Source organism: Streptomyces sp. NPDC049837 (assembly GCF_040674455.1).
GTDB lineage: Bacteria > Actinomycetota > Actinomycetes > Streptomycetales > Streptomycetaceae > Streptomyces.
The window spans coordinates 18,893-41,664 of record NZ_JBFAMP010000021.1; the positions used below are offsets into that span (position 1 = coordinate 18,893).

Consider the following 22,772-nt stretch of genomic DNA (forward strand, 5'->3'; position numbering starts at 1 on the left):
GCTACGCGGCCCCCGCGTGCTCGCGCGGCGCGTCCGCGAGGAACGCGGCGATGGCCGCGACGGAGGTGAAGGACTCCGGGTCGAGGTCGACGGCGTCGGTGTCGACGCCGTAGCGGTCCTCCAGCCAGGCGATCACCTTGAGCAGCCCGAGGCTGTCGATGATGCCGTTCTCCATGAGGTCGTGGTCGTCGGCCAGCTCGTGGGCGGCCACGTCCGGCAGGAACTCCTCGACGATGAACTCCCTGACGGCCTGGGCGTACTGCATGTCAGTTCTCCTTGGTGAAGTGGGCCGAAGCGACCCGGTCGCGGTCGACCTTGCCGGTGGAGGTCCGGGGCAGCGCGTCGTCGGTGATGCGCAGCACCGAGGGGACCGCCGCCCGGGGCAGCCGGCGGGCGAGGTGCCCGCGCAGCGTCAGGCTGTTGAGGCCCGAGTCCGGTGAACGCCGCACGACCGCGTGCAGCAGGCGCCCCGCGATCGGGTCGGGCAGGGCCAGGACGGCCGCCTCGGTCACATCGCGGTGGCCGAGCAGGACGTGCTCCACCTCCTGGGCGTTGACCCGCACCCCGCGCACCTTGACCTGGTGGTCGGTGCGGCCCTCCAGGGTCAGCGAGCCGTCCGGGTGCCTGCGCACCAGGTCGCCGCTGCGGAAGTAGCGCCGGCCGTCGTCGCGCACGGGATGCGGTACGAAGACCTTCCTGGCGGCCGCGGCGCCCAGGTAGCCGCGCGTCTGGAACGGTGTGGAGACCAGCAGTTCACCCGTGCCGGGCCCGTCCAGCACCGCGCCCTCGGCCGTGACGACGAGCGCCTCGACGCCGGGCAGCGGGACGCCGATGGGGAGGGGCGGCGAGGCGGGGGCGCGGGTGTCGACCTCGTGGACGTAACTGTCGTTGGTCTCGGTGCACCCGTAGATGTTGTGGAGCCGGGCCCCGGGCAGCAGGCCGGGCAGCCGGTCGAGGAGCGGCCCGGGTATGGCGTCGCCGGTGAACATGGCGTGCCGCACGGCGGGCAGGGCCGCCCCGGTGGCGTCCGCCGCGTCGGCGAGCAGCCGGAAGAACATGGGTACGGCCTGGACGACGTGCACCTCGTGCCGCTGGAGGAGCCCGAGCAGGCGCGCCCCTTCCAGGGCGTGGTCGGGGTCGACGAGGACGACACGGCCGCCGTGGGCGAGGGTGGTCCAGACGTCGAGCAGGCACAGGTCGAAGTTGAGCGGCGCGTAGTTGAGGACGGTGGTGCCCGGTCCGATGCCGAAAGCGCCGGCTGCCCAGTCGGTGAAGGCGTCGATGGCGTCCGCGTCCAGCGGGACGATCTTCGGCAGCCCGGTGGAACCGGACGTGGTCAGCAGCAGGGCCGGCCGGCCGGTGGGCGGCGCGGGGGGCGCGGGCGCGCCGGCCTCCGCTTCGGCGACGTCGCACGGCCGCAGCACGTGCCGTACGCCGGCCTGCTCGTGCAGCTCGTCCAGGGCGTCCTGCCCGAGCGTCGCCGCGGGCAGCAGGACCGGCCGCCGCTCCAGCAGGCATGCCAGGACCAGCGCGATCGTGGCGGGTGACTTCACGGCGGGCACCGAGACCGGCTCGTCGCCCGGCAGTTGTGCGATTCGGGCCCGCTCCCGCGCCGTGCGGTGCAGCAGCGACCCGTAACTGATCTCCTCGTCCCGCCACACCAGGGCCGTCGCACGCGGCGCCCGCCGCGCCTGCCCGACGATGCCGTCGAGCAGACCCCGACGGCCCTCTGCCGCGCCCACGCTTCCGCTCACGGCTCCTCCCCCAGCTCGCCTTGCGCTCCTGTGGGTTCCGATGGTGGTTTCGCCGTCTGGAGGATCGATGGAGCCCCGCTGAACTCTTGTGCGTACCCCCGCACATACGAGGGGGCCGCGTCACCGGGCAGGTGACGCGGCCCCCTCGGGGCCGTACGGTTCGTGCGGCGCTCAGCCGGCGGTCAGCTCCACGAGCACGTCCGCCGGGTCGCTGTGCGGCGCCCCGGCGGGCCACCACGCGCCCGACTCCTCGCGGTAGGGGTACCACCGCCCGTCGCGGCCCAGGCGCAGTTGGATGCCCTGTCCGGCGAGGGTCCAGTGGTTGTCCCGGACCTCCAGCTCGGGCAGCTCGTCCGCCTCCCAGCCCGCCGACAGCGCCGCCCGGGCCCGGGCGGTCTCCTGGGCGGACGGCGACCAGGTGCGCTCCAGCACCTCCAGCCCGGCCGCCCCGCCGGTGCGCCAGGCGGCGGCCGCGCGGTCCAGCTCCCCGGGCGGCCTGCCGCAGCTCTCGCGCAGCCGCGCCGGCACCCTCGGGTCCGGGTGCGTGGCGGCGATCCGCACGGTGTCCTGCCACAGGTCCAGCGGCGGCGCGGGCTCGGCGGTCAGCCCGAGGGCGTAAGCGAGCAGTCCGCGCGCCCGGACGGCCGCGTCGGCGACCAACTGCTCCAGGGGGTCGGCCTCGATGCCGGTGACCGGCTCGTCGGTGCCGGCCGGCGCGGCCGGCAGCGGCGGCAGGGCGGGCAGCGGCGACGCTTCACGGGTCCACGCCGCCACGGGGTCGAGGCCCGGCGGCGGACCGGCCGCGTCCTCGCCGCCGCCCTCGCCCTCGTACCCGTCCTCGTCCTCCTCCTCGACCGAGTCCTCGTCGTCCTCGTCCGCGCCCGTCATCGCCCGCAGCAGCAGCTCCGACTTGAGCTCCTCCACGGCCTCCTCGGCGTCCCTGCCCCGCACCAGCGGCAGCAGCCACGGCTCCGTCTCCAGCAGCCACGACACCTGGTAGCACAGCGCCGTGGCGTGCGGGCACGGGTGCTCCAGGGCGTCGCAGTCGCAGTCCGCGTCCAGGTCGCCGTACCCGGGCAGCATCCGTACCCGGGCGTCCTCCACGGCCTCCAGGAGGTCCTCCGGCAGCTCACCCGCGAGGAGTTCCTCCGTCACGGCCGGCCGGTCGGCGGCCTTCTCCCAGAGCAGCTCCCACTCCCCCGCGTCCAGCTCCGCGAGCGTGACCACGGTCGTGTACGCGGCCTCGCCCCCGTACACCTCCGCCGAGATCCGCCCCGGGCTGACGGTGATCGGGCCGATCCGCCCGGTGCGCGCGAAGGCCCGGCCCTTCTTCAGGGACTCCTCCTCCGGCCAGGTGTCCTCCACGGCCTCGGTCCACGCCTTGGCCCAGAACGACTGGCCGCGGGCGCGCCCGCCCTTGCGCGCCGGGAAGGCGGGAAAGCCCCGTGCACCGCTCTCCTGTGCCTCGCCCATCACTCGCTCCTCAGCTCGACCAGGTTGGCCAGCTCGTCGTTCGTCAGCTCCGTCAACGCCTGCTCCCCCGTGCCCAGCACCGCGTCCGCCAGCTCCTTCTTGGACTCCAGCAGCGCGGCGATCCGGTCCTCGACGGTGCCCTCGGCGATCAGCCGGTGCACCTGGACCGGCTTGGTCTGGCCGATACGGTACGCACGGTCCGTGGCCTGGGCCTCCACCGCGGGGTTCCACCAGCGGTCGTAGTGCACGACGTGATCGGCCCGGGTGAGGTTCAGCCCGGTGCCCGCCGCCTTCAGCGACAGCAGGAACACGGGCACTTCCCCGTCCTGGAAACGCTGCACCAGCTCCTCGCGCTTCGGCACGGGCGTGCCGCCGTGCAGGAGCTGCGCGGGTACGCCCCGCTCCCGCAGGTGCCGCTCCAGCAGTCGCGCCATGGCGACGTACTGGGTGAACACCAGCGCGGCGCCGCCCTCGGCGGTGATCGTGTCGAGGAGTTCGTCGAGCAGCTCCAGCTTCCCGGAGCGCCCGGTGAGGGGGGCCGCGCCCTCCTCCTTGAGGAACTGGGCGGGGTGGTTGCAGATCTGCTTCAGCCCGGTGAGCAGCTTCAGGACCAGACCGCTGCGGGCGATGCCCTCGCTGCCGCGGATCTGCGCCATCACCTCCCGTACATGTGTGCGGTACAGGGCCGACTGTTCGGCACTGAGCGAGACCGGTCGGTCCGTCTCGGTCTTGGGCGGCAGCTCCGGCGCGATGCCCGGGTCGGACTTGCGGCGGCGCAGCAGGAACGGGCGTACGAGACCGGCCAGGCGCTGGGCCGTGGCCCGCTCCCCCGCCCCCTCGGCACGCTCCGCCTCGATCGGCGCCATCCAGCGCCGGCGGAACTCCCCGTACCCGCCCAGCAGTCCGGGCGTCGTCCAGTCGAGGATGGCCCACAGCTCGGAGAGGCTGTTCTCCACGGGCGTGCCGGTGAGCGCGACCTTCGCGTCGGCACCGATCAGCCGCAGCGCCTTCGCGGTGCTGGAGTGCGGGTTCTTGACGTGCTGGGCCTCGTCGGCGACGACCATGCTCCAGCGGTGCCCGGCCAGCCGCTCGGCGTCCAGCCGCATGGTGCCGTACGTCGTCAGGACGAACCCGTCGTCGGCGCCCTCCAGGGTGCGCCCGGTGCCGTGGAAGCGGCGGACGGCGGTGCCGGGCGCGAACCGGCCCACCTCCCGCTGCCAGTTGCCCAGCAGCGAGGCCGGGCAGACGACGAGCGTCGGGCCGGCGCTGTCCTCGTGCTCCTGGCGCAGCAGGTGCAGCGAGATGAGCTGGAGGGTCTTGCCCAGGCCCATGTCGTCGGCGAGGCAGCCGCCCAGGCCCAGCGAGGTCATCCGGTCCAGCCAGCGCAGCCCCCGGAGCTGGTAGTCGCGCAGCGTGGCGGTGAGCGCGGCGGGCTGCCGGACGGGTTCACTGCCGCCGTCCGGGTCGGACAGTCGGGCGCGCAGCGCCAGCAGCCAGGCGGTGGGCGCGACGGGCACCTGCTCGGTGCCGATCCGCGCGTACCCGCTCAGCGCGACGGCGAGGGCCTCGATCGCGGTGAGGGAGCCCACCTCCCGCTCGCGCGCCTTGCGGGCGAGGTCCGCGCCGACGAGGGTCCACCTGCCGCGCAGCCGTACGACGGGCCGGCCGGTGCCGACCGCCGCCATCTCCTCCTCGGTGAGCGGGTCGCCGTCGAGGTCGAGCTGCCGGCGCAGATCGACCGTGCCGTCGCCGCCGAAGAAGGAGCGCAGGTCGGTGGGTGGCGGCAGGTCGGCGCCGACGACGGCGCGGGCGGTCAGCGACCGGTGGGCGTCCTCGGGCCACAGGACGTCGATGCCGTGGGCGCGCAGCCGGCCGGCCCCGTCGCCCAGCAGGTCGGTGACGTCCCGGTCGGACAGGTCCATGGCGCGCGGTACGGGCAGCAGCCGCTCCAGCGGTGGCCACACGCCCGCGGCGCGGCGCACGGCGAGCACGGTGTCGGCCTGGGCGCGCGGGCCCAGCGCGTGGTCGGCGCTCTCGAACAGCTCGCCCGCGTCGAGCGCCAGGGTCGGGTCGGCGAGGCTGTGGGCGCGCGGTACGAGCCGCAGGGCGGGCGGTTCCACTCCCCCGCCGTCCGCGTCCCCGCGCCCCGCGAGCTCGACCCGCAGCGAGACCCGTACCCCGGAGTCGAGCCCCGCCGAGATCTCCTCGGCCCACGCCCGCAGTTGCGGCACGTGCTGCGGCTCGACCGCCGCGAACGCCGCCCGGCCGGTCGCCGCGTGCGCCGCGGGGGTGCGCGGCAGGGTGTCGGCGACGGCGTCCAGGAACGCCCGTACCAGAGCCTCCGGTTCGGCCAGGCGCACGTGCGCGCCGCCCGTGCCCGGCAGGGCGGCGGCGTACGCCTCGGGCGGCGCGGCGGCCGCCAGTTCCCGTACGCGCCGCACGTCGTCCAGGTCCAGGGGCCCGGTCCGCCAGGCGTCGTAGCCGCCCGGGGTGACGCCCGGCAGCAGCCGCTCGCGGGCCGCCAGGTGCAGGGCGATCGCGGCCGCCCGGCCCCAGAACGCGGCGGCCGAATGGGCCGTCTCCCCCGGCCTGGCCGCGCGGGCCAGCACCGGCAGGGCGTCGGCGACCGACAGGCGCACGACCGGGACGGTGCGGGTCACGGGCGCCCCGTCCTCGACGGTGACGACGTCCGCCTCGCCGGCGTCCCCGCACCCGTCCCGGCCCACCGGAGGCGGGCCGCCCTGCGGGTCCCAGAACACCACCTTGCCGGCGCGGGGCGGGTCGGCCGCTTCGAACAGCGCCGCGCACCGCGTGAGTTCGCCGGTGCGCACACCCGTCGTCACTGTCATGTCCCTCTGGAATCCTTTCCGTCCGGCGTGGCCGGTTTCAGCCGTCGAGCCGCTGGTAGCGTCGCACGGCCAGAGGGAAGAAGATCGCGAAAATGACCACCGGCCAGATCACGGCCAGGACTATGGCCTGATCCGACGCCCATGTCCCGGTGTCCCAGCCGGGGTTGCCGAACAGTTTCCGCGTCGCCGTCACCGTCGCCGACAGCGGATTCCACTCGGAGACCGCGGCGAGCCAGCCCGGCATGGTGTCCGGCGAGACGAACGCGTTCGACAGGAACCCGAGTGGCCACACCAGCGTCTCCGCGGCGGTCACGGCGGCCGTGTCCCTGAAGACGAGACCCAGGTAGATGCCCACCCACAGCAGCGCGAAGCGCAGCAGCAGGAGCAGGCCGACCGCCGTGAGAGCCGGGCCCAGCCCGCTGTTCGCCCGCCAGCCGACCGCAAGACCGCACAGGAGCATCAAGGTCAGGCCGAGGACCGAGTTGAGCATGTCGGCGATGCTGCGGGCGGTCAGCACCGCCCCGGAGGACGTGGGCATCGCACGGAACCGGTCGGTGACGCCCTTGTTGGCGTCGCCGATCACGGCCAGCATCGTCACCTCGATGCCGAAGACCATCGTCATGGCGAACATGCCCGGCATCATGAACTCGCGGTAACTGCCGCCTTCGGGCACCTGCATCGCGCCGCCGAGCAGGTACCCGAACATCAGCACCATCATGATCGGGAAAAGCATCCTGAGGATGACCGGAGCGGGGTTGCGGGCCCAGTGGGCCAGGGCACGGCCGGTCAGGACCCAGGAGTCGGACAGGGCCCAGCGGGCACCGCCCGTCGCGGTCGTGAGCTGCGGGGCTGCGGTGGTCACACCGTCACCTCTTCCTTGTTCTCGTCGCGGACCGTCCGGGCCGCCCTCGTGTCCGAGTCCTTGACTGTGTCCTTGTCCGTCCCCGTGAGGTGCAGGAACACCTCGTCCAGGGGCGGGCGGCGCAACGCGATGTCCTCGGCCACCACCCCGGCGTCGCCGAGCGCGCGTACCGTCTCGGTCAGCGCGACGACCCGGTCCTGGACCGGCACACCCAGCCGCCAGTTCTCCGCGTCGGTGTCGGGAACCCGACCGGTGACCCGCGCCAGCACCTGGGTCGCGACGGCGAAATCGTCGGCGTTGCGGACCGTGATGTCGATCCGGTCGCCGCCGATCGTCGACTTCAGCTCGTCGGGCGTGCCCTCGGCGATCACCCGCCCGCCCGCGCCGCCCTGCGACGCGATGACCGAGATCCGGTCGGCGAGCTGGTCCGCCTCGTCCAGGTACTGCGTGGTCAGCAGCACGGTCGTGCCGTCGTCGACCAGCGAACGCACCGCCGCCCAGACCTCGTTGCGGCTGCGCGGGTCCAGTCCCGTCGTCGGCTCGTCGAGGAAGAGCACCTGGGGCGCGACGATCAAGCTGGCCGCCAGGTCGAGGCGCCGGCGCATACCGCCCGAGTAGTCCTTGACGGGCTTGGTGCCCGTGTCGGTGAGCGCGAACTGCTCCAGCAGCGCGTCCGCGCGCTCCTCCGCCGCCCGCTTCCCCAAGTGGTACAGCCGGCCGAACATCACCAGGTTCTGCCGACCGCTGAGCACCTCGTCGACCGCCGCGTACTGCCCGAGCAGACCGATCCGCGTGCGCACCTCCGCGCTGTGGCGGACCACGTCGAAACCGGCGACCTCGGCGCGGCCCTCGTCCAGCCGGGTCAGCGTGGACAGGATGCGCACCGCGGTGGTCTTGCCCGCGCCGTTGGGCCCGAGCAGCCCGTGCACGGTCCCCTGGGCCACCCGCAGGTCGAACCCGCTCAGGGCCGGGGCCTCGCCGTACCGCTTGCACAGGTTCTCGGCGAGGATCGCGTGTTCAAGTCCCATTGGTGTCCTTCCCCCGGGGTGGATGACGTGTGCTGAGCAGTGTCGGCGCCGGTGCTCGGCTCCCCTTCGAGCCCCGCTCGACCCGCAGGCGGAAGCGTCGGGACGTCAGCGCACACCCACCGGCCCGGAGGAGCACGTGGTCACCTTCATCAACCGCTTCACGGTCACTGGCCCCGCCGAGGAGTTCGAGCGGCTCTTCGACGACACCTCGGCCTTCTTCCGTGACCGTCCCGGTTTCCTCAGCCACCGGCTGCTGCGCCACACCGAGCAGCCCGGCAGCTACGTCAACGTCGCCGAGTGGGCGGACGCCGAGTCCTTCCGCGCGGCCGTCACCCACCCCGACTTCGCCCCGCACGCCGCCGCCCTGCGCACGCTGAGCACCAGCGAGCCGAACCTGTACGCGTCGGTGATGGAACGCACGGCCAACCGCTGAGCGCCCCAAACGCCAGAGCGGGCGGCCCCCGACAAACAGGGGCCGCCCGTTCTCGCATCCCGTCCCAAGCCATCCCGTCCCAAAGCCTGGCGCGCCGCCTTCACGGACAACGCATGCTGGAACACGTTCCTCCGCCCGCACCGGCGTGGGGCGACCACCACCTCCACCGCCTGGAGGTGGTCGCTGGAGATCCCGTGACGGCGCGTCACGCCCCAGCCTTAGTACAGCGTCCGGTACACGTCCGCGAGCCGGGCACCGCACCCACCTCGAACGCCCTGCGGTTCGGAGCGGTCGGACTCCCCCACTCAGACGGCGGCGCGCTCGGACAGCGCCCGGTTGACCAGAGCCAGGTACGCACGCGGAGTGTCGGCCTCGTCGATGGCCTCCTCGTCGAGGACCAGATCGAAGTCGCGCTCGATGCGCCCGGTGGTCTGGAGCAGCGCGAGGGAGTCGTAACCGAGGTCTATGAACGGGACGTCCAGGATGTCCCCGTCCAGGTCCACGCCCTCGTCCTCGCCGGCGCACTCGCGCAACAGGGCGGTCAGATCGGTGAGTTCCAGCAGATTCACGGCATACCTCTTTCTTCGGTACGGACTTCTCTACGGGCGTCGGGGTTATCACGGCGTGATAACCGGCTGGGGCCATCACGCCGTGATAACCAGGCGGCGCGGACAGCCGGCCCGGGGGCTATCACGCCGTGATAACCGGACCGTGCGATGAGGCGGCCGGCCCGAGTGCCGGCCGCGCGGGTTATCACGCCGTGATAACCCGGCCGCGTGCTCAGGCGGCGGCGCGGACCACCGCGGCGGAGTTGAAACCGCCCCGCCCACGCGCCAGCACCAGCGCGGTCCGCACCTCGACGTCACGGCGCGGCGCACCGGTGACCAGGTCCAGGGGGCAGTCGTCCGCCGGGCGCACGGTGCCGGTGGTGGGCGGGATCACCCGGTCGCGCACCGAGAACAGGGCCGCTGCCAGGTCCAGCGAGGACCCCCCGGCGGCAAGTCGGCCGGTCATGCTCTTGGGCGCGGTCACGGGTACGCCGCGCTCCCCGAACAGCTCGGCGAGCACCCGCGCCTCGGCGCGGTCGGCCGCCCGTTCACCGGCGGCGTCGGCGAAGACCACGTCGACCTGGTCGGGGCGTACCCCGGCGTCGGCCAGGGCCAGCTCGGCCGCGGCGCCGAGCCGTGACCCTCCCCCGGTGCCCGGGGCCGGGTCGAAGGTGGACGCGTACCCGGCGACCGTCCCGTACACCCGGGCGTCCCGGGCGCGCGCGGCACCGGCGTCCTCCACCACCAGCAGGGCGCCGCCCTCGCCGGGGACGTACCCGTTGGCGTCGGCCGAGAACGGCAGGAAGGCGCGGCCGGGGTCGTCGCTGAGGCTGATGCGCCCCTCCGCGAGGTGCGCGGTCCACCCCCACGGGCACAGCGCGGAGTCGACCGCGCCGGTGATGACGAGCGAGGAGCCCTTGCGGAGCTGGCGGCGGGCCTGCCCGACGGCGTCGAGCCCGCCCGCCTGCTCGGTCACCAGCACACCGCTGGCGCCGCGCAGCCCGTGCCGGATGGAGATCTGGCCGGTGTTCACCGCGTAGAACCAGGCGAAGGACTGGTACGCGCTGACGTGCTGACTGCCCTTGCTCCACAGGGCCTGCAACTCACGCTGGCCGAACTCGAAGCCGCCCGCCGAACTCGCGGTGACCACACCCGCCGCGTACTCGGGCAGCTCGGCCGGGTCGACACCCGCGTCGTCCAGGGCCTCCTTGGCGGCCACCAGCGACAGCCGGGTCACCTGGTCGGTCTGCGACAGCAGCCGGCTCGGTACGTGGTCCTCGGCGACGAAGCCGGGTACCTCGCCCGCCAGCCGCGCCGGGTAGCCGGAGGCGTCGAACCGGGTGAGGGACCGGATGCCGCTCTCACCGCGCAGTACCGCCGCCCACCAGGCCTCGGCACCGAGCCCGTTGGGCGCGGCGACACCGATACCGGTGACCACGGCGACGCCGGTTCGGACCGGCGCGGGGGACGTAGTGGTCGTCATGCGCTCACTCCCAGGTGCGGGCGGGTCAGGACCATGGCGCTCTGGAAGCCGCCGAAGCCGCTGCCGACGGTGAGGACCGTGTCGGTCACCTGCTCACGGGCGACGAGCGGGGTGTAGTCCAGGTCGCAAGCGGGGTCGGGTTCGTGGAGGTTGGCCGTGGGCGGAACCGTGTTGTGCTCGATGGCCAGGGCGCTGGCCGCCACCTCCAGGGAGCCGATGGCGCCGAGCGAGTGCCCGATCATCGACTTGATGGAGCTGACGGGCACCTCGTGGGCGCGGGCACCCAGGCTGCGCTTGAACGCGGTCGTCTCGTGCCGGTCGTTCTGCTTGGTGCCCGAGCCGTGGGCGTTGATGTAGTCGACGTCGCCGGGGTTGAGCCGCGCCTCGTCCAGGGCGGCGGTGATGGCCTCAGCCATCTCCGTCCCGTCCGACCGCAGACCGGTCATGTGGTACGCGTTGCTGCGGCTGGCGAAGCCGGCGATCTCGGCGTACACATGCGCACCGCGCCTGCGGGCGTGCTCCAGCTCCTCGATGACCAGGACGGCCGAACCCTCACCGAGCACGAACCCGTTGCGCGTCCGGTCGAAGGGCCGCGAGGCCGTCTCCGGCTCGTCGTTACGGGGGCTGGTGGCCTTGATGGCGTCGAAGCAGGCGACGGTGATGGGGGAGATCGGCGCCTCCGTGGCACCGGTGACCATGACGTCGGCGCTGCCCTCGCGGATCAGCTCCACCGCGTGCCCGACGGAGTCCAGCCCGGAGGTGCAGCCCGTCGAGACCAGCGACACCGGCCCCTGGGCACCGACCGTGTGGGCGACCTCGGCGGCCAGCGAGCTGGGCACGAAGTAGTCGAAGAGATGGCCGACGGCCCGCGTGTGGTCGACGAGCCAGTGCGCGCCGTTCTCGCTGACCGACGCGTACTCGACGTCCAGCCCGGTGGTGCAGCCGACGGCGCTGCCGAGGGTGACCCCCGTGCGCAACGGATCGAGTTCCCCGACCAGCCCGCTGTCCGCCAGCGCCTCCCGCGCACTGACCACCGCGAACTGCGCGGCCCGGTCGAGCCTGGCGGCCTCGGCCTGGCTGAACCCGTGCGCCTCGGGATCGAAGTCCACCTCGGCGGCGATACGCGAACGGAACTGGGCCGGGTCGAACAGGGTGATGCCTCGGGTCGCCGTGCGGCCTGCGGTGAGCACCGACCAGAACTCCTTGGTACCCACCCCGCCCGGGGCGACCACTCCGATACCGGTGATCACAACCCGTCTCATCGGCTGTCCCTCACAGTTGTCCTCCAGGTGTCACGACCACCTCAGCTACCGTCCGAGCGTCGCCGATGGACCTGGAGAATGGCTTGAACATGCCTCCCACAGCAGATCGCCCCGCACAGGCAACCTGTGCGGGGCGATCTGCTGTGGAACCCACGGTCAGGACATCGAGGAGGCCGGCCTCACGGCCTCCCGCGCCGAGAGCAGCCGCCGCAGCAGCTTCTCCCGCTCCTGGGGAAGCATCTTCTCCAGTACGAGATCGGCGACCTTGTCCCCGTCGTGCCAGGGCATCTTGATCCCGGCGAGCTTGGGCGGACTGGGCGCCTCACGGGGCGCGGGTACGTCGTCGGTGGGGCCGGGGTTATCACGCCGTGATAGGTCGGCACCGATCGCGGGGGTATCACGCCGTGATACCTCGTCCCCCGCCCCCGGGTTATCACGCCGTGATAGCTCAGGACCGACCCCCGGGTTATCACGCCGTGATAGGTCGCCGTCCCTCTGCGCGCTCTCCACCTCGGAGCCATCACGCCGTGATAGCTCCGAAGCAAGCCCGGGGTTATCACGCCGTGATAGGTCGTCGGCCTCGTCGGACCTCCCCGCCGGGTTATCACGGCGTGATAGGTCCGCTCCCCCACCCCGCTTGCGCTCACTCGCGGCGGCGGCACGCGCGTCGGCCTCCCGCACCTGCTCGGCGGGGGAGAGCTTGGACAGATTGCGCACGTGCTCGATCTTGCGGTGGCCGGCCACGAGATCGGCCTGCAACTGCGGGTCGAGGTCGAGGATGGACAGCTTCGACGAGATGGTGGACTGCGCGATGCCCAGCCTCTTGGCGGCCTTGTTCTGCGACCCGTAGAACTCGACGAGCTTGCGCAACGCGTGGGCCTGCTCGAGCGGGTTCATGTCGTCGCGGTGGACGTTGGCGACGAACGCCGCTTCCAGCAGGGACTCGTCCGTCGAGACGAGGTCGTTGTCGACGCTGACCTTGATGGTCCGCGCCTCGGCGAGCCGGGCGGCAGCGAGCCGGCGGTGTCCGTCGACGACGATGTACCGGGCTCCCTCCTCGATCTCGGAGGCACGGTCGGGCCGCTCGCTCAGATAGGCGTCAACGGTCGCGACGGTGATCGCGTTGATGAGCCCGATCTCGCGGATGCTCTCCGCCAGCCCTTCGAGGTCCCGGAGTTCCTCGCGGGGGTTGTCGGGGTTCTGGCTGATGAGGCCGACGGGCAGCTCCGTCGGATCGGGGACGCCCACGGTGGGGGCCGCGGTGGCGGCCCCGATCGCGGCGCGGCGGGCACTGACGGGACGGGCCTGCCCGAAGGAGGCTCCCGGCCCGAGGTTCTTCGCTTTGCTCACTTGCTGATCTCCCTGGCGAGGGCGCGCAAGGCGACGGACTGCTCGCAGCGGGGGGCGTAGGCGAGGAGCGGACGCTTCACCCGCACGGCCTCCTTCTGTTCCTTGAGGTCGCCGATGACGCCGACGACACGGGGATCCTTTATGTCCATCCAGGACTGCAACGACGACGTGGCGATGTACCCGCGCCGGGCGTCGTAGTGGTTGACGACGATGCCGAGGTAGTCCAGGTCCAGTGCGAGGTCGCTGCGCATGTCCTCGATCTGCGAGGTGAGCAGATCGTAGGCGTCGGCGCTGCTGTCCTCGGCCTGGACGACGATGAGGACACCGGAGTTGCCCGCGACTTCCTCCGGGCGCCTGCGCCCGTAGTACGAGGCGGCGTCCATGCTCAGGCCGAGGCTGGGCGGGCAGTCGACGAGGACGACGTCGTAGTCGGCCTCAAGGGGAGCGAGGGCACGCTCCAGAGCCGCCTCACGGGCGCGCACGGAAGCCAGCCGCACATCGAGCAGGAACGCGTCCGTACACGCCGGCAACAAGTCCAGCCGTCCCCCGAACCGCTCCTCGTCGATGGAGACGATGACGTCCCGCAACTCCCCCTTCCCATCACCGGCCATGTGATTGGTCAGCGAGTCGCCGCCCATGGGCAGCGGCTCGTGACCGAGCTGCTTGGTGAGGTGGCCCTGGGGGTCGAAGTCGACGAGGAGGACGCGCTGTCCGAGACCGGGGAGGTCTTCCAGCGCGAGCGGATCGTTCCCGGCATCGCCGCCGTCCTCCTCCAGCAGAGCGGCGAAGTGCTTCGACACCCGCACCGGCACGAGCACGGCCGGGTCCTCGGCGAGGGCTTCACCGGCGCCCGCCGTGATGGCGGTCTTGCCGACCCCGCCCTTCTGGTTGCAGACGACGATACGGCGGGTGATCGCCGGCCGCTTGACGGCGGGGGAGGGGTTGCTGTCGAGCCACACCTGAACGGACTGGGCGAGCCCCTGGATGAGGGACACCCCCCGGTCCTTGCAGTCGACGCGGAACCCTGCCCACTGCTCGGGGGGGAGGAAGGTGGCGAAGGACTCGGCGCCGGAGGTGTCGATGGGGGAGAGGTTGGACCCGAGGCCGCGCCAGGTGGTGATGCCGGCGTCCACGGCGTCCTGGATGTCGATGCCGAACTGCGCGGCACGGACTTTCAGCTCCTGACGGAGCCGGGAAGGCAGCTTGGAGACGACCTTCTCCCGGTCGTTCCTGGTGTCTGGTGACGTCATAGAGAGTCACTGTACTAACGTCGGAGATCATCTGAGTGCTCGACACGTTAGTTAGGTGACACAGAAACCCGCGTGGCCTATCACGCCGTGATAACCCCACCCACCCACCACCCCTGGTCCCCCTCCCTCCCCACCACCCCGCGATAGGGTCCGGGAGAGACACGCGCGGAGGGACACTGGATGGGCATCGTCGGCGACGGCCTGGAAAAGGCCGAGGCGAAGACGGCCACGCGCCCCATCCCCAAAGGGGCTCCCGCGCAGATGCGCTTCCTGGTCAAGCAGTTGAAGAGCACGAGGGCCGTGGCGGACCTGCTGGGCATCTCCCAGCGCACGGTCGAGCGTTACGTAAAGGACCAGATCAGAACACCCCGCCCCGAGCTCGCCACCCGCCTCGCGCGCGAGGTCCGCAAGCGCTGGCAGCCCCGCGTACGGGAACGGGCCAAGAAGCAGGCCGCCACCACCACCGGAATCGTCGTCGAGACGCGGGCCCGCTTCGGCTTCACCGCCGCCCCGGGCACCACCGACGACGGCCGTATCCGCCTGATCACCCAGCACCTGCCCCCCGAGTACGCCGCCCGCCTCTTCGAAGCGCAAGCCGCCGGCGCCACCGACGCCGAGCTCCAGGCCGTCCTCGCCGAGGGACTCCAGGAGATCTACTTCAAGGACAGCGGCCGCCGCGCGGACGGCCTCCTCGTCGAGTTCACCGACATCGACTATGTGGAACTCGACTTCTGAGTTCCGCTTGCCATCACCACAAGCAGCGGCATACTGAAGGAACGCTTTTGCGTACAGGTGCAGAAGGCCCCGGCAATCCGCCGGGGCCTTACTGCGTCTCCTGCGTGTCCTGCGTCTCCTGACAGCTCCGCTACGCCACGGCGTGCAGCCCGCCCGAGCCGGCCTTCGGGGGCCGCTTCTGGTACTCCGGCACCAGGATCGGCGGAGGTCCACCGGTGGCGAGCTGCTGCGTCATCTCCTTCTGCATCTCCGCCTCCGACGAGTAGCCCGCGATGGCCGGGTTGAGCGCGTACCGGTGCCCGCGACCGTTACCGGACCGCAAGACGAGCCCCCGGTCGACGAGGAGGCTCATCGCCCGGCTCATGGAGGCCTGGCCGACCCCGAGGACCTCGTCGATATCGGCCTGGTTCATGTCGACGACACCACCGGGCTCCGATCGCTCGAACATCACGGAGAGCACGTTGATGGCGGTCGGGGTGAGCTCCAGCTTGTGGAGCATGCCCATGAGTCCTGTCGTGGTCATCAGCATGGCAAGTCCCTCTGTCAGCCGATTTCGGTCCTGGAGAACAACGTCAACGCTTCCCCGAGCTCGTCGGGAAAATTGCTCGCGAGCTGCAAGGCGCGCAGCCTGGCCAAGAAGTCTGCCTGCTCGTTGCCGTTGCCGTTGAACGCGACCCGTGGGTTCAGCTCGTACGTGCTGCGCTTCAGCTTACGAATCAGGTTCATCTCGCACAGCCGGTCCAGCGGCTGGCCGATGCTCGTCCGCTGTACGCCGAGATCCTCGGCGATCTCCGCGTGGGTGGTCTGGATCTTCCCCTTCCGCTGCCTGCCGATCATGTTCGACAGGATGGCGCCCTGCAACGGGCTGATGATGTGGTGCGTCAGGCAGTAGGGGAGCACCCGGCGCAGGAAGTAGTTGCTGACGAGGGAGTACCCCTCCTCGCCGAGGAAGTCGTGCGGCGCCCGCCGGTAGACGACCGCCTTCACCTCGTGCACCGGGCCACTGCCGAACTGCTCCGCGATGACCCGCGCGAGGTCGGCGTTGTTGTCCGCCCCGGCCGGCTGAAGCACAGGACGCCCGGCCGGTGTTGGCGCTCGGCTGTGACGTCGTGCGGACTGGGCTGCTGGTGCCATGTCATGATCCTTTCGCGTACAGGTGCCGAGCACCTTACGGCAAAAGTTGCGTCCATCCGCATGTACGCGCCGGAACTCTTGCGTCCAGTCGCAAGTTTGTGTCGACCATCACCGACGTCGGTTGACCCCGTCCCCAACCGCCGAAACATGCGTCCATCCGCAACTTAGGAGCCAACCTTGCGAACAGACGCAACTTTCACCCGCGAATGTGGGCGGACACCGACATTCAGAGCCCCCGAATGTCGGTGGCCACCGACATTTACTTCCGTAAACCCCCAGCTCAGAGCCGCAATTCAGCCGCACCCCTCTTAACTACAGAGGGGGCACCGCCCGTCAGCCATCCGCCCCCCGGGCACGTGCCCCAACCACTCGGTGGAACCAGGGGCCTTCGCCGGCCCCTGGACCCCGCTGGCCCCGGCACTCGCCGACGCGAATCCCTATCGTCGTGGCTCACGCTGTGCGCGTCGGCAAGCACCGGGGGACGCGTCCCCACCTGCACCTGAGTGGCGCAACAGCCCGGCTATGAGGGGTGGACGAGTGCGCAGCACCCTTTGCCCCACCACGCCCATTGGTCGCTCTTCTTCCGGCTCCGCAGCAGTAAATCCGGTACTCACTGCGACAGTTGCATCCCCGCTGTCCGGGACACCGTCCGGACAAAGGCCCTGACTATCAGCACAGCCAGTACGGACACTGAGCCCTGGCCCGGTGTCCTGCCGTTCGCCGTAAAGAGCACCCTTGGCCTGTTGCCCACTCGGCTGCCTTTGGGCCGCCGGCTGATCGGCATCCGTGCACGCCCCGCCCGGAACACGGCGGCGCCCGCCCGCACCGCAAAGCGGTCAGCCGTACATCGCCACGCGGTAGAGAGCCGCAAGCGCGTCGTCGATGGGATGGGGCTGCGGCCTGCCGGAGGAGTCGAGCCTGTTCCACCTCTGCATGTTCACCGCGACGGACATCTGCCGCTTGCCGTCGGCACGGATCATGGCCAGCGCTCCACCACCCCAGACCGTGCCGCCGTGGCCCCAGAAGGTGCCCCGGCCGGGGCCCTCCATCGGGTGCAGGCCGAGGCCGTAGTCGATCGTCTTTCCCTCCTGGGAGATGACCGGGACGGTGCGTTGCATCTGCGCCAGCGACGACGGGCTGACGATCTCCCCGGCCAGCAGCATGCCGTAGAAGCGGTTGAGGTCCGAGACGGTTGATATCAGCGAGGCCGACGGCCCCACCCACGACATGTCGTAGACGCTGTAGTCGCGCGGCGGGTCGATCATGCCGAACCACGCCTCGTAGAGCTGCGAGTGCGGCCCGTCGACGTACGGTCCGTCGGGGAGTTCGGTGTGTCGGAGCCCGGCGCGCTCGATGACGTTCCGGGTGATGCACCGCTCGGCCGTGGTGCCGGTCACCTGTTCCAGGAGTTGGACGAGGAGCAGGTAGTTGGTGTTGGAGTACACCCCCGGAGTACCGCCCGGGGCGCCGACGGCAGGTGCGGTGACCCCCATCTCGATCAGTTCGGTCGGTTCGAACCGCGTGAACTGGTGGTCCTCCAGGCTCTGGGGTCCGGTGTCCGCGAGGTTGGGAAACGCCTTGAGCGAGGGGTACGCGTACGGGAGGTACTCGGCGAGGCCGCTGGTGTGGTTGATCAGCATCCGGACCGTGATCGCGTCACCGCGTTCTCCGGGGACCAGCTTCGGAAGGTACCGGCTGATCGGTGTGTCGAGACCGATCCGGCCGCTCTCGACCTGCTGCAGGACCGCGGCGGCGGTGAAGGTCTTGGTGATGCTGCCGACGCGGTGGCGCATGTCGGCGGTGACGGGACGGCCGGTGACGACATCGGCGACCCCGGCGGCGCCGCGCCAGACCTGGTCGCCGTCTCGTACCTCGGCGAACAGTCCCGGCATCCCGGCGCGGTGGACGTCTTCGATCGCCGCGTTCAGTGCCGCGCAATCCAGTGGGTTCTTCACGTCATGCGTCCTTTCGTGTTCCCCGGGGTGAGCTCCGCATCGGTCGCTGACCCGGACAACAGGGCACGAGTTGCATGCCGGCCCGCCCGGCATGCCCATGTCCTCATTATGCACGCGGTGCGTGCAACACCAAGTGCATAAGTTAGGCTGAGATCCGGCGAGAGGAGCACGATGGCAGGCCGAAAGCGTTGGTCAACCGATGAGATCCTGGACGCGGCGGCGGAACTGCTGCGCACGAGCGACGCGGATTCGTTCAGCGTGCGCAAGCTGGCTGCGGCCCTCGGGACCGATTCCTCCAGCCTCTACCGGCACTTCCGCAGCAAGACCGAGCTTCTGCGCGCGGTCGCCGACCGGATTCTTCTGGCCGCGATGGACGACTACCGCCCCGAGGGCGACTGGAAGCAGCGCATCACGTCCCTGGCCCTGCATGTGAGAGAGGCCTTCGGACGGCAGCCCCAGCTCGCCACGGTCTGGGGACGCTACGCATCAAGTGGCACCGGTTCACGGCTGGTCATGGAAGAGGTGCTACAGGCCCTGCGCGCGTCCGGGCTGCCCGACGAGGAGATCCCGGCGCGCTACCACCGGATCGCCGTCCTCATCGCCGCGTTGATCGCCTCCGAGGCCGGCGTCAGCACCGTCACCCCCGGAGAGTACGAACAGGGCATGGAGCTGTTCCGCGTGGCGGTTCTGGGCGCCGACCCCGAACGCTTCCCGACCCTGGCCCACTTCGCCCGCGACGTCCGTCCCCTCGGGGTGGATCGCCGCGCCGCGTTCGAAGAGATCCTCGCCGCCCAACTCGCCCACATCGAGGCCGCAATCAGTCCGCGCTAGCCGACCAGTTCGAGAGTCGCGTCACCGCCCTCCCGGCGGCTACAGATGGAAGAACGCCAAGATGAACAGGAGGAACAGTGCGAGCGCCCCTGCCGCTCCCACAACGACCAACAGCAGCATGATCTTCGGCTTCCGCGCCGTCGCCCACTCCGCTCCCTGGTAGATCGCGGTAAGGGCGAGCAGCGCGACCTCGACGTACAGCAGCGCCGCCACGCTCACCCCCACAACCGCGCCGGCGATCCAGAAGCGTAGCCAGAGCGCCGCCAGCAATAGCGGGATCACGACTGCGCCCGACAGCCCGCCGACGAGTTCGACCCACCACGGCCGGTCGCCCATCCAGGGGAGCTTGGGGATGCCAGTAACGTCGAAGAGGTCGAGGGAGGCCCAGATGCCGAGCACGAGGATCAGGCAGAGGGTCAGGACCGCGATCCCGCGGTAGTACCACTCCACCCCCTTCGACCAGCCCGTTCCGCTGCCTTGGAGCATCGTCGCCGTCGCCACCGCCGACCAGACCAGCCACCGCCGGATCAGCGCGGTGCCGGCGTCCCCCATCGCGTCGCGCAATACGCGGTCGGCCTCCACACGCCGAACGGTGTGGCCCTCGGTCGAGGTGTACGTCTGGTTCTCTGGTGGGTGGATCAGTCCGTCGTGCAGCAACGTGGCCGGAAGATGCCTCCCGGTCTTCGGCACGAGCCAGGTGAAGAGTGCGGGCACCGAGGTCAGATCGCTGAGGAAAGTCCTGATGTCCGCAGGCGCCAGAAGTTCGCCGAGGTGCCGGTCGCGGTAGGCGATGCGGCGCTGCATCGCGAACTGCTCGCGGCCGCCATCGGTGTGCCGGACCAGCTCGATCCGGACGGGTGGGAACTCTTCCCTTGCGGCAGCGTCGACGTCACCGTCGTATAGCCGCCACGGTTCCGGGGTGAACGGCTGCGTGCGATTCCGCCTCATCGAGTGGCCTCGTATGCTCTGGGCTCCTCGTCATTCCGGTTGGGCATGGGCAGGCGGTCGATCCTGAACAAGCCGTCGGATGCGGACATGGGTACCTCCCTCTCGCCACACGGGTTCACATCTTTTCCCTTCCGGCGGTCGGTGGCCGCTATCCGTCTCTTTGACGGTTTGTCACCCGCCTGCCTCACCGCTGCCCACACGTTGTCGGGGCAGCGAGGCCGGAAGAGCGCAGCATAATGGTTCATGTGGTCGACAATTGGGCACATGGACGTCCCTGAGCTGCTCGAATCAGCTTCCCTGTTGGTCCCGGAAGAGACCGCCACCGAGAACGACATCACGGTGCGAGACGTCTGGGACTACCTCGTCCACGACGAGTGGGAGATCGCCTTGAGCCTGCTGGAGGAGTTCGGGCATGCTCGCTCGCTCCCTCTGGCGTTTTGGGAGAAGCTCGCCGAATCGGCTGATCAGCTCAAGCTGGAGCGGAGTGCGGCTTGGTGCCATTGGCGGTGCTCCGAGATCCGCAACGGCGTGATCCGGGCGGACCTGACGCTTCGTCCTGCTGCCGAGGCGCGACGAAAGACGCCAATCTCGGGCGCCGGTGTTCTGCGGCCCATGTGGGACATCGGGCTCCTCTCACCCACTGGTGAACGTGCGGTCAGTATCGCTGGGCTGTGGATTGAGAACATGCCCATGCTGGAGCCCGGCGGGCGAGCCACGGTTCGCCTTGTGCCCCTCACTCCCTCTCATTGGACGCACGTCGAGCCCGGCCGGCAGATCACCATGCACGAGAACCGAACCGTGGCCGGCACCGCAGTCATCCTGGAGGTTCACCGCCCTGCCATCGCCGAGCCCGCGGGATGATGTGACTGGCTCCCAGCCTGCCGTACTTGGTGGAGCACTCACAGGCGCCCGCCGACACCGGGGGGCGGCCGGTGTTGCCACTGCGACGGCACGGGGCTTGCCCGCCCGCTGTGGGAGCCGGCCTGACCTGCTGGGCAAGCTGCAGCCCCAATCCTTGGGCGCGTAGAGACATCTTGGCGGTTGGGCCCGCGGGCTTGTGGTCAACCCGCTGGGCCGGACTCGGGGTGTGACCGAGATACGCGCCGAAGGGCCCGTCCCGTATGTCAGAGGGACACCCGTGCTGTTCTGCCAGCGGCAGAAGACCGGCCGGGCCGGGCTCGACGATCAATACAGTCCAGTCTCATGACGACGATTACGACGCGTACGGTCGAGTACCCGGCCGACGGTTTGACGATGGTCGGGCACCTCGCGCTCCCGGCCGGTGTCGACCGCCGGCCCGCGGTGCTGCTCGGACCAGAGGGCATGGGGCTCAGCGACGTCGAGCGCCGCCGGGCCGATGCTCTCGCCGAGCTGGGATATGTAGCGCTGGCCTTCGACCTTCATGGCGGGCGCTATCTGGGTGACCCCGAGGAGATGCTGGCCCGTTGCATGCCACTGCTCGCTGATCCCGACCGGATGCGGGGGATCGGCCATGCGGCGCTCGACGTGTTGCGCACCGAGCCCCGGACCGACCCCGACCGGATCGCCGCCATCGGCTACGGAACCGGGGGCGCCATCGCGCTGGAACTCGGGCGCGGCGGCGTCAACCTGCGCGCGATCGGGACAGTCAACGCAACTACCACGGGCCGACCGGGCGAGGCAGCGCGCATCCGCTGCCCGGTGTGGGCCGGGGTCGGATCGGAAGACCCGATCATGCCGCCCGCGCAACGGAACGCGTTCACCGCTGAGATGCAGGCCGCGGGCGTCGACTGGCGCCTCGCGGTCTACGGCGGAGCCTTGCACGCCTTCCACCACCCGCCGGTCGACCACCCCGTGGTCCCCGGCGTCGGCTACCACCCACAGCACGCGCAGCGAGCCTGGCGCGACGTCGTCGACCTGCTCGCCGAGTGCCTGCCCGTGACGGAGGACCTGGGGGCATGACCCAGGCAAACATGCCGGCGCCAGGCCTGGCCGGCGTCGCGCACTGACCCTCAAGCCCTCAGAGCAGACCCGCATTCGGGCAGTTGTGCGATCGCGGAGACGTATTCAGAACTGCCGCAGCAAATACCGGATTTACTGCGACGGAGCCCTGGCCGTGATCGTCGCTTGGTGGCCCGTAAGGGCCTCCGAACGGTCGGGGAGGTTGTTGTTGGTCTGCCGGTTCAGGGCATGGGTGTGCTGTGGTGGATTGGTGTCGAGTCGCACGTATGCGGTCAGGGGCTGGGCCGTGCCATGCTCGGTTCCGCTCTGGACGTTCTGGCCGGGTTCGGGGCCATGCAGGTGATTCTGTACGTGGACGACGATGCCCCGTCCGGGGACGAGCGCTTTCTATGAGTCAGTAGGGTTCACGGAAATCGACCGGCTGTACTCCTACACCCTGTGATACGGCAGCACGCGGCTGTCCAAGCCGCCACAGGGGACTGTTCCGTGACTCCGTGTTGGGTGAGTGCTTGTCAGGTCCCGTTGACGCAGCTTGCGCGGGACAGAGTGACGTGGTGGATGCCGCTGGTATGAGCAGCGCTGCGCCCGCCCTGCGCCAGAGTCCATCTACAGCTCGAAATGAAGCACCGTGCTACGGTGTGGACCCGGCGCTACAAGGCTGTCCACCTCAAGCCCCGCCGCCGGGCAGTAGCGAGCACCCTCCTCGCTGCTGCTGTCCGCGTCAGCGGGCGTACCCGGGGAGCGAAGCGGACCGGGTACCTGACATAGACTCAAACACCTTCGCAGAAGCCGCTGAAGCCCCCAGGCCGAGGCCGGGGAGCGAAGCGAGCCGGACCAACCCCCGCGAAGCGAGCCCCCGCCGAGCGAAGCGAGACGGGTCTCCCTAGCCTCCCCGCGAAGCGGGGAGGCGTCTCACGGCCGAGCGAAGCGAGGCCG

Annotated in this window: 20 protein-coding genes; 5 read left to right on the top strand and 15 right to left on the bottom strand. The window is 70.7% G+C overall.

Annotated features, from left to right (window positions below; translation table 11 throughout):
• Window position 1 precedes the first annotated feature (1 nt).
• The 6 genes from AB0J57_RS34035 to AB0J57_RS34060 form a co-directional block, all read right to left on the bottom strand.
• Window positions 2-265: an acyl carrier protein gene (locus AB0J57_RS34035; protein ID WP_366132280.1), complete on the bottom strand. Its 264-nt coding sequence runs from the start codon at window positions 263-265 to the stop codon at window positions 2-4.
• Between the two features lies 1 nt (window position 266).
• Window positions 267-1,754 carry an AMP-binding protein gene (locus tag AB0J57_RS34040; RefSeq protein WP_366132281.1) on the bottom strand — a complete coding sequence of 496 codons (1,488 nt, stop codon included), beginning with the start codon at window positions 1,752-1,754 and terminating at the stop codon, window positions 267-269.
• Window positions 1,755-1,925: 171 nt separating this feature from the next.
• Window positions 1,926-3,227: a hypothetical protein gene (locus tag AB0J57_RS34045; protein ID WP_366132282.1), complete on the bottom strand. Its 1,302-nt coding sequence runs from the start codon at window positions 3,225-3,227 to the stop codon at window positions 1,926-1,928.
• Entirely contained in the window at window positions 3,227-6,076 is a 2,850-nt protein-coding gene (locus AB0J57_RS34050; protein WP_366132283.1) for a DEAD/DEAH box helicase, read from the bottom strand. The genes AB0J57_RS34045 and AB0J57_RS34050 overlap by 1 nt, the downstream gene beginning before the upstream one ends.
• Window positions 6,077-6,113: 37 nt before the next feature.
• Window positions 6,114-6,938, bottom strand: a complete 825-nt coding sequence (locus AB0J57_RS34055) for an ABC transporter permease (RefSeq protein ID WP_366132284.1) — start codon at window positions 6,936-6,938, stop codon at window positions 6,114-6,116.
• Window positions 6,935-7,966 carry an ATP-binding cassette domain-containing protein gene (locus AB0J57_RS34060; RefSeq protein ID WP_366132285.1) on the bottom strand — a complete coding sequence of 344 codons (1,032 nt, stop codon included), beginning with the start codon at window positions 7,964-7,966 and terminating at the stop codon, window positions 6,935-6,937. Before AB0J57_RS34060 ends, AB0J57_RS34055 begins: the two co-directional genes overlap by 4 nt.
• A gap of 136 nt (window positions 7,967-8,102) precedes the next feature.
• Here AB0J57_RS34060 and AB0J57_RS34065 point away from each other — a divergent pair, with 136 nt between their 5' ends.
• Window positions 8,103-8,399, top strand: a complete 297-nt coding sequence (locus AB0J57_RS34065; RefSeq protein ID WP_366132286.1) for an antibiotic biosynthesis monooxygenase family protein — start codon at window positions 8,103-8,105, stop codon at window positions 8,397-8,399.
• Window positions 8,400-8,704: 305 nt separating this feature from the next.
• Here the strand turns inward: AB0J57_RS34065 and AB0J57_RS34070 are convergent, their stop codons facing one another.
• From AB0J57_RS34070 to AB0J57_RS34090, 5 genes are all read right to left on the bottom strand, one after another.
• On the bottom strand, window positions 8,705-8,968 hold the full coding sequence (locus AB0J57_RS34070; protein ID WP_366132287.1) for an acyl carrier protein: 264 nt from the start codon (window positions 8,966-8,968) through the stop codon (window positions 8,705-8,707).
• Window positions 8,969-9,179: 211 nt separating this feature from the next.
• Window positions 9,180-10,430 (bottom strand): ketosynthase chain-length factor, encoded by a 1,251-nt coding sequence (locus AB0J57_RS34075; RefSeq protein ID WP_366132288.1) that lies wholly within the window; start codon window positions 10,428-10,430, stop codon window positions 9,180-9,182.
• Window positions 10,427-11,692 carry a beta-ketoacyl-[acyl-carrier-protein] synthase family protein gene (locus AB0J57_RS34080; protein WP_366132289.1) on the bottom strand — a complete coding sequence of 422 codons (1,266 nt, stop codon included), beginning with the start codon at window positions 11,690-11,692 and terminating at the stop codon, window positions 10,427-10,429. Before AB0J57_RS34080 ends, AB0J57_RS34075 begins: the two co-directional genes overlap by 4 nt.
• Window positions 11,693-11,848: 156 nt before the next feature.
• Window positions 11,849-13,042, bottom strand: coding sequence for a ParB/RepB/Spo0J family partition protein (locus AB0J57_RS34085; protein WP_366132290.1), 1,194 nt, complete (start codon window positions 13,040-13,042; stop codon window positions 11,849-11,851).
• Entirely contained in the window at window positions 13,039-14,292 is a 1,254-nt protein-coding gene (locus tag AB0J57_RS34090; protein WP_366132291.1) for a ParA family protein, read from the bottom strand. The genes AB0J57_RS34085 and AB0J57_RS34090 overlap by 4 nt, the downstream gene beginning before the upstream one ends.
• Before the next feature lie 180 nt (window positions 14,293-14,472).
• Between AB0J57_RS34090 and AB0J57_RS34095 the strand changes: the two genes are divergently transcribed.
• Window positions 14,473-15,027, top strand: a complete 555-nt coding sequence (locus AB0J57_RS34095) for an XRE family transcriptional regulator (RefSeq protein ID WP_366132292.1) — start codon at window positions 14,473-14,475, stop codon at window positions 15,025-15,027.
• Between the two features lie 130 nt (window positions 15,028-15,157).
• Here the strand turns inward: AB0J57_RS34095 and AB0J57_RS34100 are convergent, their stop codons facing one another.
• The 3 genes from AB0J57_RS34100 to AB0J57_RS34110 all read right to left on the bottom strand — a co-directional run bounded on the left by AB0J57_RS34100 (window position 15,158) and on the right by AB0J57_RS34110 (window position 18,116).
• Complete coding sequence (locus AB0J57_RS34100; protein WP_366132293.1) at window positions 15,158-15,550, bottom strand: helix-turn-helix domain-containing protein; 393 nt, start codon at window positions 15,548-15,550, stop codon at window positions 15,158-15,160.
• A 20-nt stretch (window positions 15,551-15,570) separates the two neighbouring features.
• A complete protein-coding gene (locus AB0J57_RS34105; RefSeq protein WP_366132294.1) occupies window positions 15,571-16,161 on the bottom strand; it encodes a replication/maintenance protein RepL in 591 nt (196 codons plus the stop codon).
• A gap of 836 nt (window positions 16,162-16,997) precedes the next feature.
• Window positions 16,998-18,116: a serine hydrolase domain-containing protein gene (locus AB0J57_RS34110; RefSeq protein WP_366132295.1), complete on the bottom strand. Its 1,119-nt coding sequence runs from the start codon at window positions 18,114-18,116 to the stop codon at window positions 16,998-17,000.
• A 171-nt stretch (window positions 18,117-18,287) separates the two neighbouring features.
• Between AB0J57_RS34110 and AB0J57_RS34115 the strand changes: the two genes are divergently transcribed.
• Window positions 18,288-18,947 carry a TetR/AcrR family transcriptional regulator gene (locus tag AB0J57_RS34115; protein ID WP_366132296.1) on the top strand — a complete coding sequence of 220 codons (660 nt, stop codon included), beginning with the start codon at window positions 18,288-18,290 and terminating at the stop codon, window positions 18,945-18,947.
• A gap of 39 nt (window positions 18,948-18,986) precedes the next feature.
• Here the strand turns inward: AB0J57_RS34115 and AB0J57_RS34120 are convergent, their stop codons facing one another.
• Complete coding sequence (locus AB0J57_RS34120) at window positions 18,987-19,895, bottom strand: DUF1353 domain-containing protein (RefSeq protein WP_366132297.1); 909 nt, start codon at window positions 19,893-19,895, stop codon at window positions 18,987-18,989.
• A gap of 264 nt (window positions 19,896-20,159) precedes the next feature.
• Here AB0J57_RS34120 and AB0J57_RS34125 point away from each other — a divergent pair, with 264 nt between their 5' ends.
• Window positions 20,160-20,756: a hypothetical protein gene (locus AB0J57_RS34125; protein ID WP_366132298.1), complete on the top strand. Its 597-nt coding sequence runs from the start codon at window positions 20,160-20,162 to the stop codon at window positions 20,754-20,756.
• Window positions 20,757-21,098: 342 nt separating this feature from the next.
• Complete coding sequence (locus tag AB0J57_RS34130) at window positions 21,099-21,836, top strand: dienelactone hydrolase family protein (RefSeq protein ID WP_366132299.1); 738 nt, start codon at window positions 21,099-21,101, stop codon at window positions 21,834-21,836.
• Window positions 21,837-22,772: the final 936 nt, after the last annotated feature.

Bases quoted from the DNA above. Each gene is read 5' to 3' on its own strand.
- AB0J57_RS34095 (WP_366132292.1), top strand. From the start codon at position 14,473: ATGGGCATCGTCGGCGACGGCCTGGAAAAGGCCGAGGCGAAGACGGCC.
- AB0J57_RS34035 (WP_366132280.1), bottom strand. From the start codon at position 265: ATGCAGTACGCCCAGGCCGTCAGGGAGTTCATCGTCGAGGAGTTCCTG.
- AB0J57_RS34075 (WP_366132288.1), bottom strand. From the start codon at position 10,430: ATGACGACCACTACGTCCCCCGCGCCGGTCCGAACCGGCGTCGCCGTG.
- AB0J57_RS34090 (WP_366132291.1), bottom strand. From the start codon at position 14,292: ATGACGTCACCAGACACCAGGAACGACCGGGAGAAGGTCGTCTCCAAG.
- AB0J57_RS34060 (WP_366132285.1), bottom strand. From the start codon at position 7,966: ATGGGACTTGAACACGCGATCCTCGCCGAGAACCTGTGCAAGCGGTAC.
- AB0J57_RS34050 (WP_366132283.1), bottom strand. From the start codon at position 6,076: ATGACAGTGACGACGGGTGTGCGCACCGGCGAACTCACGCGGTGCGCG.
- AB0J57_RS34105 (WP_366132294.1), bottom strand. From the start codon at position 16,161: ATGGCACCAGCAGCCCAGTCCGCACGACGTCACAGCCGAGCGCCAACA.
- AB0J57_RS34125 (WP_366132298.1), top strand. From the start codon at position 20,160: ATGGACGTCCCTGAGCTGCTCGAATCAGCTTCCCTGTTGGTCCCGGAA.
- AB0J57_RS34130 (WP_366132299.1), top strand. From the start codon at position 21,099: ATGACGACGATTACGACGCGTACGGTCGAGTACCCGGCCGACGGTTTG.
- AB0J57_RS34045 (WP_366132282.1), bottom strand. From the start codon at position 3,227: ATGGGCGAGGCACAGGAGAGCGGTGCACGGGGCTTTCCCGCCTTCCCG.
- AB0J57_RS34080 (WP_366132289.1), bottom strand. From the start codon at position 11,692: ATGAGACGGGTTGTGATCACCGGTATCGGAGTGGTCGCCCCGGGCGGG.
- AB0J57_RS34100 (WP_366132293.1), bottom strand. From the start codon at position 15,550: ATGACCACGACAGGACTCATGGGCATGCTCCACAAGCTGGAGCTCACC.
- AB0J57_RS34115 (WP_366132296.1), top strand. From the start codon at position 18,288: ATGGCAGGCCGAAAGCGTTGGTCAACCGATGAGATCCTGGACGCGGCG.
- AB0J57_RS34120 (WP_366132297.1), bottom strand. From the start codon at position 19,895: ATGAGGCGGAATCGCACGCAGCCGTTCACCCCGGAACCGTGGCGGCTA.